Source organism: Limisphaerales bacterium, from assembly GCA_014382585.1.
In the GTDB taxonomy this organism is placed as follows: Bacteria; Verrucomicrobiota; Verrucomicrobiia; order Limisphaerales; family UBA1100; genus JACNJL01.
This window is the reverse complement of record JACNJL010000045.1, coordinates 16,136-33,028: the sequence shown is the minus strand read 5'-3', so window position 1 is coordinate 33,028 and position 16,893 is coordinate 16,136. Positions and strand designations below refer to the sequence as shown.

The 16,893-nt window shown below is 54.2% G+C and carries 15 protein-coding genes; 9 read left to right on the top strand and 6 right to left on the bottom strand.

Translation table 11 applies throughout. The annotated features are described in order from the left end of the window. Positions 1–95: 95 nt before the first annotated feature. Together H8E27_10315 and H8E27_10310 are read right to left on the bottom strand one after the other, a co-directional pair. Positions 96–1,694 (bottom strand): DUF1549 domain-containing protein, encoded by a 1,599-nt coding sequence (locus tag H8E27_10315; protein ID MBC8326006.1) that lies wholly within the window; start codon positions 1,692–1,694, stop codon positions 96–98. A gap of 52 nt (positions 1,695–1,746) precedes the next feature. Then, positions 1,747–2,211, bottom strand: a complete 465-nt coding sequence (locus H8E27_10310) for a hypothetical protein (protein MBC8326005.1) — start codon at positions 2,209–2,211, stop codon at positions 1,747–1,749. Between the two features lie 92 nt (positions 2,212–2,303). Here H8E27_10310 and H8E27_10305 point away from each other — a divergent pair, with 92 nt between their 5' ends. Both H8E27_10305 and H8E27_10300 read left to right on the top strand, forming a co-directional pair. Continuing rightward, positions 2,304–3,359, top strand: a complete 1,056-nt coding sequence (locus H8E27_10305; protein MBC8326004.1) for an MBL fold metallo-hydrolase — start codon at positions 2,304–2,306, stop codon at positions 3,357–3,359. Between the two features lies 1 nt (position 3,360). Continuing rightward, a complete protein-coding gene (locus H8E27_10300; GenBank protein ID MBC8326003.1) occupies positions 3,361–4,056 on the top strand; it encodes an epoxyqueuosine reductase QueH in 696 nt (231 codons plus the stop codon). Here the strand turns inward: H8E27_10300 and H8E27_10295 are convergent. The 4 genes from H8E27_10295 to mqo form a co-directional block, all read right to left on the bottom strand. Further along, positions 4,045–4,953, bottom strand: a complete 909-nt coding sequence (locus tag H8E27_10295) for an ROK family protein (protein ID MBC8326002.1) — start codon at positions 4,951–4,953, stop codon at positions 4,045–4,047. The genes H8E27_10300 and H8E27_10295 overlap by 12 nt on opposite strands. A 2-nt stretch (positions 4,954–4,955) precedes the next feature. Continuing rightward, positions 4,956–5,222, bottom strand: a complete 267-nt coding sequence (locus H8E27_10290; protein ID MBC8326001.1) for a type II toxin-antitoxin system RelE/ParE family toxin — start codon at positions 5,220–5,222, stop codon at positions 4,956–4,958. After that, positions 5,215–5,403 carry a hypothetical protein gene (locus tag H8E27_10285; protein MBC8326000.1) on the bottom strand — a complete coding sequence of 63 codons (189 nt, stop codon included), beginning with the start codon at positions 5,401–5,403 and terminating at the stop codon, positions 5,215–5,217. Before H8E27_10285 ends, H8E27_10290 begins: the two co-directional genes overlap by 8 nt. 82 nt (positions 5,404–5,485) lie before the next feature. Then, on the bottom strand, positions 5,486–6,985 hold the full coding sequence (gene mqo / locus H8E27_10280) for a malate dehydrogenase (quinone) (GenBank protein MBC8325999.1): 1,500 nt from the start codon (positions 6,983–6,985) through the stop codon (positions 5,486–5,488). A gap of 83 nt (positions 6,986–7,068) precedes the next feature. Here mqo and H8E27_10275 point away from each other — a divergent pair, with 83 nt between their 5' ends. The 7 genes from H8E27_10275 to H8E27_10245 all read left to right on the top strand — a co-directional run bounded on the left by H8E27_10275 (position 7,069) and on the right by H8E27_10245 (position 16,876). After that, positions 7,069–7,491: an ankyrin repeat domain-containing protein gene (locus H8E27_10275; GenBank protein MBC8325998.1), complete on the top strand. Its 423-nt coding sequence runs from the start codon at positions 7,069–7,071 to the stop codon at positions 7,489–7,491. Further along, on the top strand, positions 7,488–10,364 hold the full coding sequence (locus H8E27_10270) for a PSD1 domain-containing protein (protein MBC8325997.1): 2,877 nt from the start codon (positions 7,488–7,490) through the stop codon (positions 10,362–10,364). Before H8E27_10275 ends, H8E27_10270 begins: the two co-directional genes overlap by 4 nt. A 19-nt stretch (positions 10,365–10,383) precedes the next feature. After that, positions 10,384–12,876, top strand: coding sequence for a hypothetical protein (locus H8E27_10265; protein MBC8325996.1), 2,493 nt, complete (start codon positions 10,384–10,386; stop codon positions 12,874–12,876). Further along, entirely contained in the window at positions 12,873–13,640 is a 768-nt protein-coding gene (locus H8E27_10260; GenBank protein ID MBC8325995.1) for a hypothetical protein, read from the top strand. The genes H8E27_10265 and H8E27_10260 overlap by 4 nt, the downstream gene beginning before the upstream one ends. 343 nt (positions 13,641–13,983) lie before the next feature. Continuing rightward, a complete protein-coding gene (locus tag H8E27_10255; protein ID MBC8325994.1) occupies positions 13,984–14,592 on the top strand; it encodes a hypothetical protein in 609 nt (202 codons plus the stop codon). Positions 14,593–14,711: 119 nt separating this feature from the next. Beyond that, the gene (locus H8E27_10250) at positions 14,712–15,398 is read left to right on the top strand and encodes an ABC transporter ATP-binding protein (protein ID MBC8325993.1); all 687 of its coding nucleotides are present in this window, start codon (positions 14,712–14,714) and stop codon (positions 15,396–15,398) included. Next, positions 15,395–16,876 carry an ABC transporter permease gene (locus H8E27_10245; GenBank protein ID MBC8325992.1) on the top strand — a complete coding sequence of 494 codons (1,482 nt, stop codon included), beginning with the start codon at positions 15,395–15,397 and terminating at the stop codon, positions 16,874–16,876. The genes H8E27_10250 and H8E27_10245 overlap by 4 nt, the downstream gene beginning before the upstream one ends. The last annotated feature ends 17 nt before the right edge of the window (positions 16,877–16,893 follow it).

Sequence of the window (16,893 nt, the reverse complement as noted above, 5' to 3'; positions counted from 1 at the left end):
CTGAGGGCACAGGGATACAGAGTTCCACAGAGAGAATATTTTTCGTTCCGCGGTGCTCTCTGTGTCTCTGTGTTAAAAATAAAAACCATCATCATTCAGTGGTTCACAAAAAATTCCGTGGACGACAACAACGCCCACACCAAGTCGCCCAGCGCGCGGTCGCGATTGGTTTGTTTTTTTAGGAACGATTTCACCATCGACTGTTCCTCCTTCGTCGGCATGCGCGACAGGACGTTTAGGAAAACGGCATCGGCAATCTTCGCCGGTTCCTTCAATTGAACCAACCGATCGACGAGATTGCCGTCACGCCTTTTCACCAGCCACAGCAGCGTATCATTATTGCGAAGAAAAAGCGCCGCCTTGAGTGTAGCGTTGACAGCCAGTTCCGGCTCGCGCGGGGCGTTGGCGAATGTGGCCTGGAATAGCTCCTTGAAATTTTTTAGCGAATGCTCATTTTCCTCTTCCAGCTTGGCCACACGTTCGCGCTCACCCGTGGCAAGTAGCACATTGCGCAGCAGCACCTCCGCCGCGATTGGGCGTTCTTTTGCCGCGACAAATAAATTTTCTGACACCCCGCCTTTGGGCAAAACGCTACTGCGCTGATATGTTTGCGTAAGGGCCAGTTCGCGAAAAAGCCACTTGAGATCGAACTTGTTCGCCACCAATTCCTTGGCCAACAGATCGAGCAACTCCGGATGCGAGGGCGGATTTTTCGAGTGGGCAAGATCCAGCGGCTCGATGAGGCCGCGGCCCATCATCAGAAACCACGCGCGATTGGCGATGTTGCGTGCGAAAAATGGGTTGTCTGGCGTAGCCATCCGCGAAGCGATTTCCTGAAGCGGGCTAAACGCCGGCACGCCGGTAATTTTCAATTTGCGGTCCTCTTTTACCGACCACTCCTTGCCTTTTTCAAAAACCGGGATTGTAATCTCCTCGCCGAAAGGCACCCGTGGGCCGGTCATTTTTTTTGTTTCACTAAACACCGAGCTGTATTCCAGTTTCTTATTTAGCAACCCCTCCGACGCCCAGGCCACTCGAATGGTTTCGTTGGTTCGCTGCAGACGAACGTTTGAAAAAGCGGAGTACAGCCCCTGAAAATCCACCTGCTTGTAATCCTTCACCGAAAGGTGACGGTGACATTGCGCGCATTGGAGATCCACGCCCATAAACATCCGCCCCACATCGCGCGTGAGGCCCGGATAGTCGGTGGGATTTTGCCCGTATTTCTCCAGTCGCTTGGTGAGAAAAAATCCGGCGCCGCGTTTTGCCTCGTTCGAAAATTCCGGCGCGACCATTTCGCCCACCATCGCATCCCACGGTTTATTTGTAGCAAACGATTTGGCAAGCCACTGGCGCCATTCTCCGTCCTCGCCGCGCCGCTCCATCAGCATCACGTGAAACCGTTCCGCCATCGTTTCGGCCCAGAGCGGATCCGCGAACAACCGGTCGATCAAACGCGTCCGCTTATCTTTCGCCGGATCCGTGAGGAACTGCTGCACTTGCTCCCTTGTGGGAATGCGCCCGGTAAAATCCAGCGTGGCGCGCCGAAGGAATTCCGCATCCGAAGCCGGCCCGGCCAGCGGTTGGTCCCCAGCCTTGGAGGCAATCAGTCGATCAATAGCTTGGGGTAAATGCTCCGCAGCCCGTCCGGTGAAGACGGGCTGCAAGAGGCAAATAATCAGCAGGGCACGCATCAGCTTGTTGTGAGACGTTTCCCCAGTGGCCCGTGTTCAACGGGCGCCGAGTTTACTCGGAGGATTCTTGGGGAGTCGGCGCGGGTTTTTCGCCGCCCTCGGTTTCCTCACTGGATTCGCCTGGTTCTTTCGGCTTCTCCCCTTCATCAGGAGTTTCCGTGGTGGGCTTGGGCAGTTCGCCCTTCTTGGCGGCCTCGAGTTTGGCCAGGAATTTCTTGGGATCCTTTTGGAAATCCTCCACGCAGCCTTCGCAGCAAAACTTCACGGTCACACCTTCGTGCTTGTGGACGAAGGCGCCGCCCATGCTTTCGAGATCCTCATCGGACACCAGACAGGTTTTGAGCGGGTAATCATCGCCTTTGGCCGAGGCGCCGTGCTCGCCCGGGCCGTGGTCCGGTTTGCCGTCACCATCGTGATCGTGGTCGTGATCGTGGTCGTGAGCTTCTCCGCAGCCAAGAAATAATCCGGCGGCAACAAAGGTGACAGGAATGAGTTTCAATATAAAGGGCATCTTCATCAGGAAAATGTGACCGAACCAGACATTTAAAGCCAGCCTTTTATCAGGCCAATCCCATTGCATTTTTGCGCCAGATGTGGAAGATGGCCGCAATGAAACGCATGCTTTTGGCTTTGGTGGTCTTGTTGAATTGGAATGCCTCCGCACGGGAAACAAGGGGCTTGGACATTTATTGGGTGGATGTGGAAGGCGGGGCGGCCACATTGATTGTGACGCCGGCCGGCGAATCGATTCTCATCGATACGGGCAACCCGGGCACCCGCGATGCCGAGCGGATTCATGCGGTGGCGACTCAGCAGGCCAAGCTCAAGAAGATCGATTTTCTGATTACCACTCATTTTCACGGGGATCATTTTGGCGGCGCCGCACCACTCAGCCAGTTGATGCCCATCGGCATGGTGTATGATAATGGGATTCCCGTGCGCAGCCCGGACCGCAACCGGCGGGATCCGGCGTTCATTCTCAAAGTGCGCCCATACAAAAACATGAAAGTCGATGGCCGCGAAATCGTGCAGCCCGGCGCGAAACTGCCGTTGCAGCAATTAGTAGGCGCGCTCCCGGTGGAACTCACCTTCGTGGCGGCGGCCCGGAAATTCATCGCCGCTCCGAAAGGGGCAAAGAAGAATCCGCTGGCCGGCTCCGTGCCCGCCAAGTCCGAGGATTTATCCGACAATGCCAACAGCGTGGCATCGCTGATCACGGTAGGTGGCTTCCGCTTTCTGGATTGCGGTGATCTTACCTGGAACATGGAGGCCAAGCTGGTGGAGCCAGTCAATCGCGTGGGCACCGTGGATGTGTATCAGGTGAACCATCATGGCCTCGCCACCAGCAACAACCCCGTGCTGATCAAGAGCGTGGCTCCGACCGTGAGCGTGATGAACAACGGCCACACCAAAGGCTGCTCGCCCACCGCCTTTGCCGCCCTGACCTCCACCAAATCCATTCAGGCCATGTATCAAGTGCATAAAAATCTTCGAGCGGATGGCAAACAAAACAACACGGCCGAAGATCACATCGCCAACCTTGGCGAACCCAAGGATTGCAAGGCCATTGCGCTGAAAATGTCCGTGGCCGCCGATGGCAAAAGCTATACCATTTTCAATCCGCGTAACAACCACCAGCAGACATTCAAAACACGGCAGCACTAATATGGCTGACTTTACGCTAGAGAATTACGCGCGGCCGACATTGGAAACTCCTAACGGGGAGCAGCGCATTCTCATGCACTCGTGCTGCGCGCCGTGCTCAGGCGAGGTGATGGACGCCATGGCCGCGAGCGGGATTGAGACCACGATTTTTTTCTACAACCCCAACATCCACCCGCGCACCGAGTACGAGCTGCGCAAGGAGGAGAATATCCGGTACGCCGAGAAGCTTGGTATGGAGTTTGTGGATGCGGATTACGACACGGACAACTGGTTCGAGCGCGTACGCGGCCTGGAGCAGGAACCCGAGCGCGGCGCGCGCTGTACCGTGTGCTTTGATATGCGCTTCGAGCGGACGGCTTTGTATGCGGCTGAAAACGGATTTAATTTAATCAGCAGCACTCTGGGCATTTCCCGTTGGAAAAACATGGATCAAATCAACGCCAGCGGTACCCGCGCCGCTGCGCGTTGGGAGGACATGACCTACTGGACCTTCAACTGGCGCAAGCAAGGCGGGGCAGCCCGCATGATCGAACTCTCCAAGCGCGAGGAGTTTTACCAGCAGGAATACTGCGGCTGCGTCTATAGCCTCCGCGACACCAACGACTGGCGCCAACAAAACAGCCGCGAAAAAATCGAGCGCGGCGTGAAGTTCTACGGCAAAGCCGACGTGGACGGTGAGTCCTGTTCAGAGGAGTAACGCCCCCGCCGGCACGGCGTCTTCGTCGAGTTCGGCGAGTTTGATTTGGGGGCCGTTGCCGTAAATCTCCATCAGGGAATCGGGCAGTTGTTGTTCGATGCTTTTGCGAAGGGGAACCCCAATCAGGGATAAGCCGCCGCCGAGGGTGATGACTTGGGGGTGGAACAAGTGCGTCACGTGCGATAACGCAAAGGCGAGCTGGCGGGTGGTGGTGGCGAGGATGTCCTGAGCCAAGGAATCGTTTTGCGCCAAGGCTTCGGGGAGATGCTTGGCTTCGCCGCCGGGCGTGTCGTCGCAGAGGGTGTGGAGGAGGCTTTGGGGGTGCGTGCTCAAGGCGGTGCGGATGGCGCGGTCAACGGCCCAGCCGGAGCAGCGATCTTCCACGGTGGTGCCGTCCGGATCCAGACGCAGATGGCCGACCTCCACTTCGCCGGGCGTGTCGCCGTGATAAATCTTCCCGTCGATGATGAGCCCGCCGCCGACGCCGCTGCCCATGTTCATGTAAAAGGCGGGATCGAAGCCGCGCCCGGCTCCGCGCATCGCCTCGGCAAGGGCGGCCGTGTTGGCGTCGTTTTCCACCACCACGGGCAGTTGGAAAAGTTCGTTGAGCCAATCGCGCAAGGGGAACCCGCTCCAGCCTTCGATCTGGTGTGAAACGGCAACGGTGCCGGTGGTGATATCGATCGGCCCGCCAAAGCCCACGCCGATGCGTTCGGGATGATGATCCGCCAAAATCGGGGGCAGCTCTTCGGCGATCCGTTCGCGAATAGCGGGGCCGCCGCCGCTGGGATCCACGCTGAATCGGCAACGATCAATAATGCGCCCCTCCGCATCGCCCACCACGATTTGCTGTTTCGTGCCGCCAATCTCGATGCCGATGCGAAGAGGGGAAGTCATAACTAAATGTCTCGATAGACATCTCTTCGGTGGCGGATGTGGGTGATATCAATTTCCTCCACTTTGTCATCGATTGAAAAGATGATGCGATAGTCGCCGGTTCGAATTCGCCAAAGATTTTTCTGGCCACGAAGTTTGGTTGCGCCACGTGGGCGAGGATCGGTGGCAAGTTTTTCGATGCGTCCCAAAGCGCGATCCGCGATGGCGTTCGGAAGATTCTCCAACTCCTTGCGGGCCGAGCGTGCGAAGCTGACTGTGAAATCAGCCATTGGCCTTGCGGCGGGCGTGGCGGCGCTTCACTGAGGCGAGGCTTTCGCGCGGTTCCTTGGCGCGGGAATCGGCCATGAGTCCATCATAAAAATCCTCCCAAGCACTGCCGTGCCGCCGCAGGTCAACCACCGCCGCCGTCTTGCGGCCTTCTTCATCCACCATATACGAAATGCCTGTCATAGGAATAGGCTAATTGAAATGGAGTTGTGAAACCAATCTTATTTCCTAGTCTGAATCGATGATGAGGAGGGCGGTCTTTTTTTCAAATTAACTGCAGTGATTGCTCGGCTTCTTCGCTGAGAGCGGCTTGGCGGGCGGCGTTTTTGGGGTCGATGAGATTTTCGTCGTAGGACGGGATCATCGCCTTCATGCGCTCGTGGCCAGCGTCGGTCTTGAGCAGGTCACCGAAGGAATCCTGCACAATTTCCAAAATGATGTTGGTGGAGACGGACGCCCCGGGTGAGGCGCCGAGCAGGGCGGAGAGGGTTTTGTCTTGGTCGGAAATGACCTCGGTGCCGAAGTGCACGATGCCAGCATCGCCGTCTTCCTTCTTAATGGCCTGCACGCGGATGCCGGCGTCGATGAGTTCCCAATCATCCGTGCTGGCGTCGGGATAAAAATTGCGCAGCTCTTTCATGCGCGTGTTCATGCTTTGGGTGCCTTGCTGCATCAGATACGTGACGAGGGGGATGTTGTGCAGACCGACCTTGATCAGCGAGGCGATGTTGTCCATCCGGATGGACCCGGGCAAATCCCAGAAACTGCCGCCGCCGTGGAGAAATTTTGTGGTCCACGCGGCGTACGGACCGAAGAGCAGCGCTTTTTTGCCGTCGATGATGCGCGTATCCAAGTGCGGCACGGCCATGGTGGGTGCGGCGCCGGGCGACATGCCGTACACTTTGGCGACGTGTTGCTCCACGATCTCCGGTTTGTGGCAGACGAGCCATTGGCCGCCGATGGGAAATCCGCCGAAGCCTTTACTCTCGGCGATGCCGCTCTTTTGCAGCAAGGGCAAACTTCCGCCGCCGGCGCCGATGAAGACAAACTTTGCTGAGTTGGTAAAGGTACGGCCACTTTGCAGATCTTTCACCTCCACATCCCAGCCGTCCTTCGTGCGGGTCAGATCGGTTACGCGATGTTCAGTGGCGTAACCGCCACCGTCCTGTTTGCCGAGCCATTGCACGAGCAACTCGGAGAGCGCGCCGAAATTCACATCCGTGCCGCGATCCATCTTGGTGGCGGCAATGGGCGTCTCATCGCGTCCGGCCAACAGGAGCGGCGCCCATTCGCGGACCGTGTCGCGGTCCGCGGTGTATTCCATGCTGCTGAAAAAATGATGGGCACTCATGCCCTTGTGCCGCGAGCGGAGGAAGTCCACCTGTTCCTGCCCATACACGAAAGCGATATGCGGCACGGGATTCACGAATTGGCTGGGATCCTCAATCATCCCGCTGCGGACGGCGTAGCCCCAGAAATACTTGGACTGCTCGAACTGGTCAAAAATCTCAATCGCCTTGCTCACATCCACCTCGCCGTCCGCGCCGCGATTGGGCGTGTAGCTCAGTTCACAAATGCCCGCGTGCCCGGTGCCGGCGTTGTTCCAGCCGTTGGAGCTTTCCGCGGCCAGCTCGGGGGTGACCTCATAGAGCTGAATTTTCAGGTCCGGTTGTAGATTTTTCAGCACGCCTCCCAGCGTGGCACTCATCACGCCGCTGCCGATCAAAACCACATCCGGATTTTCAATATGTTTGGAACTACTCATAAACGGCCCGCGACGATGCGCAAAAATTCCCCACAATCCAAGCAAACGGTGAATTGATTTTTGTGCGCCATGTCGTACACTCGATGCAGATGCTCACGCGGTTCAAATTGTTTACACCACTCATTGTGGCCACGGCGTTGTTGGCCGGTTGCACCGCTGTTTCCACGGGGATTCAGTACATCATCATTCGCCCGTTCATCAACGACCCCAAACCCCTCCACCAAGCCGCCCAATCCGGCGACATCGCCGCCGCCGAAGAACTCATCGCCGCCGACGCAAACTTGAACGCCACCGCGTACGGCCCCGCGTGGACGCCTCTGCACTTGGCCGCGCGCGACGGGCATTTGGCGGTGGTCAAACTGCTAGTGGCTCATGGCGCGAAGGTGAACACAAAAGACCGCGCCGGTGATCGACCACTCGATCTTGCAGCGGAACATCGCGACGTTTCTAATTTCCTGCGCCAACACGGCGGCATCACAAAAACAGAAAATAAAAACCTAAAATGAGACGACTGTTCACTTTGTTTTTTTTGACGGCTTGGCCGTTAGCCGCTGCTGAATTCACCGCGGCGGACCTCGAGTTCTTTGAAAAGAAAATCCGCCCCGTGCTGGCTGAGCATTGCTACAAATGCCACAGCGCTGACGCCAAGAAACTGAAGGGCGATCTGATGCTCGATCATCGCGCCGGCGTGTTCAAGGGCGGCGATACCGGGCCGGCGATAGTTTCCGGCAAGCCAGCACAGAGCCTGCTCATCGAAGCCATCGAGTACGACAACGTGGATCTCGAAATGCCGCCACGCGGCAAGTTAAGTGATCAGCAGATTGCCGACTTCACAGAGTGGGTAAAGCGCGGTGCGCCGTGGCCCAAGGAAGCGGCTGTGGGGCCGGGCGCTCGGGAGCAGTTCGACCTCGCCAAGCGCAAGGCCGAGCATTGGGCTTGGCAACCGGTTCAGGCCGGCGCCCCGCCCAAGGTGAAACAGGCCGACTGGCCCGCGTCGCCGATCGATCAATTCATCCTCGCCAAGCTGGAAGCTGCCGGGCTCAAGCCTACCGGTCCGGCCGATAAACGCGCGCTCATTCGCCGCGCGTATTTTGATCTCATCGGCCTGCCGCCCAGGCCGGCGCAGGTGGAGGCGTTTATGGCGGACAACTCGCCCAAGGCCTTTGAGAAGGTGGTGGACGAACTGCTTGCCGCGCCGCAATTCGGTGAACGCTGGGCGCGCCATTGGCTCGACCTGATGCGCTACGCGGAGACGTTCGGGCACGAGTTCGATTTTATGAATCAGGAAGTGTGGCGCTATCGTGATTATGTGATCCGCGCCTTCAATGACGATGTGCCCTACGATCGTTTCGTGAAGGAACACATCGCCGGCGACCAAATCAAACCGCGCTTTGACAAGGACGGCGGCTGGAACGAGAGCCGCCTCGCCACCGCATGGTGGTGGATGGGGCAGCATTGCCATTCGCCGGTGGACATCCGCGCGTACCAAGCCGAAATCATCGACAACCAAATCGACGTCATCGGCAAAGCGTTTCAAGGAATGACCATCGCCTGCGCGCGCTGTCACGATCATAAATTCGACGCCATCAGCACCCGCGATTTTTATGCGCTCTACGGGATGATTGAGAGCGGCAGTTTTTCGCACGGTTCGGTGGATGGTCCCGCGAAGTTCGGCGACACGCAGAAGGCGTTGGCGAAAATGAAAGAAGTATTGAAAAAAATGTTCGAGGCACAACTCAAACCCGTTGCCGTTCTCAAAGCTGCTGACGCCCCGAAGGACTACCGTTTGATTTCCGACATTCGCCGCAGCGTGGGAAAAGATTGGTTTGCCGACGGCGCGGCGTGGACGAATGCGCTGACAACGCCCGGCGAGTTCACCGTGGAAACCGATGGCCTCCGTGGCGTGCCGGCAGGTTGGCTGCACAGCGGATTGTTGGGCAGAAAATTTCAGGGCACGCTACGGTCGCAGACATTTGAGATTTCCGAAAACCATATCCACCTTTTGGCACTTGGGCGCGATGTGCGCGTGAATGTGGTGATTGATAATTTCAAAATCATTCAAAATCCAATTTACGGTGGCAACACCCGCACGCTCAACAACGAGCAGCCGCATTGGGTGACCTTTAACGTGGCGATGTGGAAAGGGCACCACTGCTATTTGGAATTTGCCGATCTCTCCAGCCCAATTCACAACGGCAAAGGATTGAAGCCCGATGGCTACGCGGCGGTGCGCGAGCTTTGGATATCTGATAACGGCAAGCCCCCCACCAGCGCGGTACCCCGATTGGCGCCGATCGTTAAGTTGAGCGACCCCAAAGCGACAACGATGCTAAAAAAATATCTGCAACGTGCCAACGCTGTGTCGGCTCCGGCCACGGTACCGGTGATGCTGGAGGGCACGGCTCGGAATGAAAAAGTGTTCATTCGCGGCGGGCACGGAAATCTTGGCGCGGAAGTGCCGCGCCGTTTCCTCACCGCACTCGTGGGCGAACATCCACCGGTGCCCGCCGGTTCTGGCCGCATCACGCTGGCCAATCACATCGCCGATGCGGCAAATCCGCTGACCGCCCGCGTTTATGCCAATCGCATTTGGCATCATCTTTTAGGACGCGGCATTGTACCGAGCACGGATAATTTTGGTGTGCTCGGCGAAGCGCCGACACATCCGGAATTGCTCGATTGGCTGGCGCAACGGCTGGTGAAAAACGGATGGTCCACCAAAAAACTCATCCGTGAAATTATGCTCTCGCGCACCTACCAAATGAGCAGCAAACCATCCAACGCTGCCAACGAAACCAAAGACCCCGCCAACACACTGCTGCACCGAATGCGCGTGCGGCGGCTGCAAGGCGAAGCCATCCGCGATGCCATCCTCGCGGTGTCCGGCCGGTTGGACAAAAAAATGTACGGCCCGCCCGTGGCTGTGCACCTCACGCCATTTATGGAAGGCCGCGGCCGTCCGGGGCGCAAAGGGCCGCTCGATGGCGCGGGCCGCCGCACAATTTATCAGGAGGTGCGCCGCAATTTTCTTTCGCCGATGATGCTCGCCTTCGACCTCCCGCTGCCGCTCACCACCTTCGGCCGCCGCACTTCGTCAAACGTTCCCGCCCAAGCACTCATCCTGATGAACGACCCCTTCGTGGTGGAGCAATCCAAACTCTGGGCCAAACGCATACTCACAGTAAACGAACCCGACCGCATCGACGCCGCCTACGAAACCGCCTTCGGTCGCCCACCCAATGCCAACGAAAAAAACGCCGCCTTCACTTTCCTCCAAACGCAAGCCAAAGCCCACGGCGAAAAACAACCCGCCGAAAAAGCCTGGAGCGATCTCTGCCACGTGCTTTTCAACGTGAAGGAGTTTGTGTTTTTGAACTAGGTTTGATCCCCTCGAATTAATGAGCAACAAACCCGTCCTAACCGCTACTTTCGCCGCACTCCTTTGGGTTCTAAACACACTGAGCGCCCAATCAGACAATTCCATACCTCCATCACCTGAGGGATATACATTGGCTGAATTGCGGCAGGCGCTTCGGTTGGGGATTCCATTGCCTCCCAAAGAAACTCCAATCCCCCCGAAACCCCAAGTCCCGCATAATGAAACGCTCCCTGAGTCCCCACCTGCCATTTTTGAAATTGAGATGATAGGGTTTGACCCAGTCAGTGGACAATTCACAAGATTGCCTGAGTACGAACAGCCGCCAATTTCATCACTTAAAATCACTTCAATTCTTCCCAAATTGTATTGGGAATCAGACCAAAACTCACGCTACCAAGTGCTGTCCGCCGATATTGGAGGGCAGTTTGCAGACCATTTATCACAATACTCAAGAGACAAAGTTACTAAACTATTCGTATATGTGGATGGCAAAGCAACTAGTTCCATTACACTGACCAACAAGGTAAATAAAAGTTTCACACCAACACCATTCAAGCCTTCTGATCATCGTTTTAAATTTCGCAGTTCCATTCGCATTCCAAGACCAAAGGGCGGCAGCAGAGTTGTATCCTTTCACTCGGCTACGAATGCAGCGGGATTATCCAGTCGAGCGTACGCAACTATCATTCTGCATACCATTGAAAAGCCGGATATATTCCCAATCAAACAAGATAACATCGTATTTGACTACACCAATTTTGGAGGCAACAAAGGCCCTGACGTTCGGGTTACAGCATTTGATAACAGTGTTGGACTTATGAATTTGCAAACATGGGTTTTCCCAAATTCACCTTTTCCATATGAGTGGCGTGGAAATCCCAGCCATGGGCCGCTAACCCACTTGGCAGTGGTTCCAACCAAAGCACTGGAACCGATGAAAGACAATTCAAACCTGAAAAGTTTTGAATGTGATTTGCATTTTGTTTTCACAAACAAAATGAGCACGTGTATTCACGGCGAACGGGGACAACGCACAGTGAATGGGAGCACATATTTCCAAATTGGGAAAGTTACCGGTTTTGAGTGTGTGGTCAACTTAACTTCGAATATTGCAAAAATGACCGAAAATCCAAAGTGGAATTTAGTCATTCCACGTGCCCGCAAAACAGCTGGGATTCCGAAGAATCCAAAGATGTTGATTGATGGAACAGAATTCAACCTCATCAACATCAAAGGCCCTGACGGAAAAAAAAGCTATTATTACCCTGAAAATCCTACACAAAAAGGAACACCAAATCTCTTTCTTTTTTATCGATATGCTCCCGAAATCCTGAAGCTGCCCACTGCAAAAAAACATTCCCCAGATGCCAAGGAGTCATGGTCTCATTCCAAAGTAGAAATAAAAGTAATTAGTGATGGCCAGATGGTAGACAGAAGCGACTATACCTTCTTCCCCCTTTCAGATGATTCCCTACCCCGCCCTCCCTCTGATGCAAACAGAAAAAGTCAGACACCCACAGAACACCAAGTAATCAGTGCGTATTATTTTATATATGGACATATTGCGGAAAAGGTACTCGGTGAACTGGAAGAAAACGATTTAGTGCGTTTCACTTTCAATAATGCAGAAGCCAACTCCAGGCAAGGGTTCAAGGACAACCAGCATTTCATTGAAATAGGCCTAAGAGATGCTAATGTTGTTGATGCCGCTCAGGAACTCTTTACCCAAATCCATCAAATTCTGCCGACCATTCAAAAAGAATTGATCGATTATGACAGGCACTCTGCATTTCAGCTGGCTCGATTTGGAGCGGTTAAAATAGTAGCCCAGCGTACATCATTGGTAGCTAATCTCTATCTGGCAGGCATCACTTTAGCCAGTGAGCCGTTGGATTGGGTGCTGGCGACATCGGAAATATTAGACGGCAACTATTATGCTGCCGCAGCATATTTGCCATTTATCGTGACTGCCAGCACCAAAGCTCGGGGGATTAAATTCAAATTGCCGGATGGAACGGAATTCACTCTTTTTAAGGGATTGGCCGCAACGCAACGCAAAAGGGTGGTGAATGCCATTCGAGGTGCCCAAAAGCTGAGCATTAAGCTAGGACGTGAATTGATGGCCAAAGCTGGGCTGAAATTCAACATCCGCAAAAAACTGTATGAAATAGGGATCTTGCGGGTTGGACATCACGGCCAACTTCGAGATGAAATGATAAAATCCGCGCGTGCAAGTGGTAAAACGATACCCAAGAACAAACAGGCTCATCACGTCCTGCCTTATCAATTCAGAAATAAGTTTGCGGCCCATGGATTTGATGTGAATAATCCGGCATATGGTAAATGGCTCTCTCCATCGATCCACCGGAGACTACATAATCATCATAAATACAATTTGAAATGGAAATCCATGCTTGATGAAATAGATGAAGCCTTGCAAAAAGGAACAATTTCAGAACGTCAAGCTCGTGACCAAATTGAACTATTTATTTCGCAATGGATCAGCAAATGAAACCGAAAATATTTACTATAAAACCAGATGCGTTATCTCGTTCGTGGGGTGGTGAGAGATACGCCCAAACGGGAGATGACGCATCAGGCCAAATGGGTCAGAAAAGAGATGCATTTTTGAAAAATGATCATTGGATTTCTATTGAAACAGGGAGTGTATGGTGCTGCTTTCTAGACATAGGATTTACAGATCCATTTTGCTGGCGTCATTCAGTCATTTGTTCTCAGCGCGTAATTGATGATATGGAGAAAGCTGCCATCACCGGCTTAAACTATCGGAAGGTAGAACTGAAAAAATACCTATCTGGATGGAAAAAGCCGCCACCCAAAGATTACTATGTTCTGCTCCCAGAACCGGGGGTTAGTGTAGACATTGACAAGTGTAACTATACCCCGGACAGAAACGGAGAAGCACCTTATGGCGGGCCGACCGGGGACGATCCTATTTGGCAACCGTTTTTTGGTCTGAATTACGATTCGTGGAATGGCAAGGATCTGTTTGGGTATCGCAACAAGTATGGAGGTAAACGCGCGGATGAAATGGTGATGGATGTGTTGTGCACGGAAAAAGTGGCGGAACTGGCCAAGCGCAAGAAATGGTCGAATTGTAGTGTGAAGGAAAGGCCATGGGAAATGGTGGAAGGAGTGGATCCAAATGCGGAAAAGAGAGCAGAATTTTTGGAAATGAAGAAACTTCTTAATGATGACCAAGATGAGGAAGTAAAAGCACTCAATGATCATTTAAGAAGTCTAAGATCAGACTAGGGCCCACCACGAGACGAACCCCCCTGGGCTGATCTCTGCCACGTGCTTTTCAACGTGAAGGAGTTTGTGTTTTTGGACTAGGTTTGATAACCTAAATGATCCCATTAAAACTATTAGAGTCAAAAATGATCACCGAAAACCAAGCAGACCTTTTAATCCGAAAACACATAGAGAAAATGAGGCATTATAATGGATAAAGCTTATATCTTGGACTCTAATAAAAATACTTGCTCGTGGGGAGGTGCTCGCTTTGTGCGCGTCGGGGGGGGGCACCGGTGTTCATTGCCAATCCAGGTCTGATTTTTTGCGGGGAAAGAAATGGGTTTGCATTGAATCAGGAAGTGTGTGGTCTGATTTTCTGGATGTTGGTTTTGGCCTGCCTACAGTTTGGCATAATTCGGTTGTTTGTTCCCAGCGCGTCATTGATGATATGGAAAAGGCTGGAATAACGGGGTTGAAATGTGAAAAACTGAAACTGAAAAAGTACCTTGATGGATGGAAAAAGCCGCCGCCTCGGGATTACTATGTCCTGCTCCCCGAGCCAGGAGTGAGCGTGGATTTCAGCAAGTGTAATTTTAGCCCAGAAGCAGATGGAACTCCCCCTTTGGAGTATATACTTGGGGATGATCCGTTATGGGAACCCTTTTATGGTTTAGATTTTGCATCCTGGAATCAAAAAGATTTATTCGGTTACAGAAATAAATTCCTTGGAAAACGGGCTGATGAAATGGTGATGGACGTATTTTGCACGGAGAAAGTGGCTGAGCTTGCCAAACGCAAAAAATGGTCCAATTGTAATGTAAAGGAAAGGCCATGGGAAATGGTGGAAGGAGTGGATCCAAATGCGGAAAAGAGAGCGAATTTTGAGAAAATTAAGAAACTTCTTAATGATGACCAAGATGATGAGACAAAAGCACTCAATGATCATTTAAGAAGTCTGAGATCAGACTAGGGCCCACCACGAGACGAAAACCCCTGGACTGATCTCTGCCTCGCGCTCTTCAATGTGAAGGAGTTTGTGTTTTTGAACTAGCCGTAACCCCCTCTGTTTCGGCATCGTACCCGCGACATATGGCAGCCATTGAGGCGGAAAATTTGACGCGCATTTATCAAGTGGGCGATGAAGAGGTGCGGGCTTTGGATGGCTTGAGCCTTTCGGTTCCCGAGGGTGAACTGGCGGCGGTGGTGGGGCCGAGCGGTTCGGGCAAGTCCACGCTGCTGGCGCTGTTGGGTGGGCTGGACACGGCCACGGCGGGGCGCGTGAGTGTGCACAGTGAGGCATTGGAGAAGAAATCTGCCGATGAGCTGGCGGCGTATCGGCGCGATTCGGTGGGGTTTATTTTTCAGGATTTCTTTTTATTGGGCCATCTCACGGCGGAGGAAAATGTGGAGGTGCCGCTCAAGCTCGCCGGAATGGAACGCACCGAACGCCTCGCCCGCGCGCGGGAATTGATCGAGCTTGTGGGGCTCGGCCATCGCGGCGGGCATTTGCCCAATCAACTTTCCGGCGGCGAACGCCAGCGGGTGGCGATTGCACGTGCGCTTTCCAATCGGCCCAAGCTGGTGCTGGCAGATGAGCCCACGGGCAATCTCGACGAAAAGACCGGACACGAAATTACCGATATGCTGGTGCAACTCAATGCGGAGCATCAGATCGCAATGCTGTTGGTGACGCATAATTTGGAGGTGGCCGATCGAGCGCAACGACAGTTCCGCCTCGGCAGCGGGAAATTAATTGAGGAGACGGTGAAGCCATGAGGACGCGCGATCTGATCCACGACGTGTTCCTGAATCTCACGCGCAAAAAAATGCGCACGGCGCTCACGATGGTGGGCGTGATTATCGGCGCGCTGGCGGTGGTGACCACGGTTTCGCTGGGGCACGGCCTTTCGTTTTTTCTCGATCAACAAGTGCGTGCGGTGACCAACCCGCTCACGGTGGAGGCGTGGCCCAAGAAAGGCGGCAGCCCCAATCGCGCCGCCCGCGGTATGTTCAAAAACATCGGCAAAGCGCCGCAGGAAATTAAAGAGGACAAGAAGGACGAATTTTTTGGCACACTGAAAATTCAAACTATCGACAATGAAACGGTGGAGCAAATGCGCCAGATCGACGGCGTGGAACGCGTGCAACCCAAGGTGTTTGTGCTGGCGCGCTCGGTGCAACTCGACGACGACGCGAGGGAGTTTGACACCATCGTCGTGCCGTGGATCGATGCCGGCGCGCAAGTGCTTTCTAGCGGCCCGGGCTTTTCGTCCATCGACGCGCGGGAGTGCATCATCTCCGAGGCGTATCTGGAGTCGATGGGGTTCGAACGCCCCGGCCAATTGATGGGCCGCATGGTAACCATCCGCGTGACGGAACATCCCATGTTTGCGCTGGTAGGACGCGGCGGATTGGATTCGTCTGCACTGGAAAAAATTCAGCGCATCGCCACGCTGTTGAAAGACCCTCCCAAGAACCGCGTACGGATGGTATTCAACCTGTTTTTTCTGCTGCGCGACCTCGCCAACTCTGAGGAACTCAAGGCAATGGCCGAACCCGAAGGCGAGCCGGTGGAGTTCCGCGCCAAAGTGGTGGGCATTTCCAAAAAAGGTTTACTCACCAACATCGTCTATGTCCCCGACGGTTTCGCGATGCAAATGGGCCGTGTGCTATTTAATAACGAAGAAATGTACACTGAAAAAAACTGGGGCATGGGGATGGTGCTGCTGGCCAAAAGCAAGGAAGACGTGCCGCGCGTGAAAGCCGCCGTGAAGGAATTGGGGTTCCGCGCGCACACGATGGAGGATCTCATCGGCAAACTTCACGAGTTCTTTGCCACGCTGCAAAACATCATGATCCTCTTCGGCAGCATCGCGTTTTTTGTCGCCACGTTTTCCATCGTCAATACGCTGCTGATGGCTGTGGTGGAGCGCAAGCGCGAGATCGGCGTGCTGCAAGCACTCGGCGCCACGCGTGCGCACATCCTGAAAATGTTCGCCTGCGAGGCCGCCGCCATCGGGTTGCTCGGCGGATTGCTCGGCGGCCTATTCGGTTGGGCAATGGCCCAAGTCGGCAACACCTTTTCACATTACAAATGGAGCCACATCATTGGCTCGGCGGATTTATTTGTAATGCCTGGCTGGCTCTTTCCCGCACTGCTCCTCTTCACCACGCTGCTCGGCCTCGCCGCGGGCGTATACCCCGCATGGCGTGCGTCACGGCTCGATCCCGTGGCGGCGTTGCGGTATGAGTAATGGAACAGGAATAATCA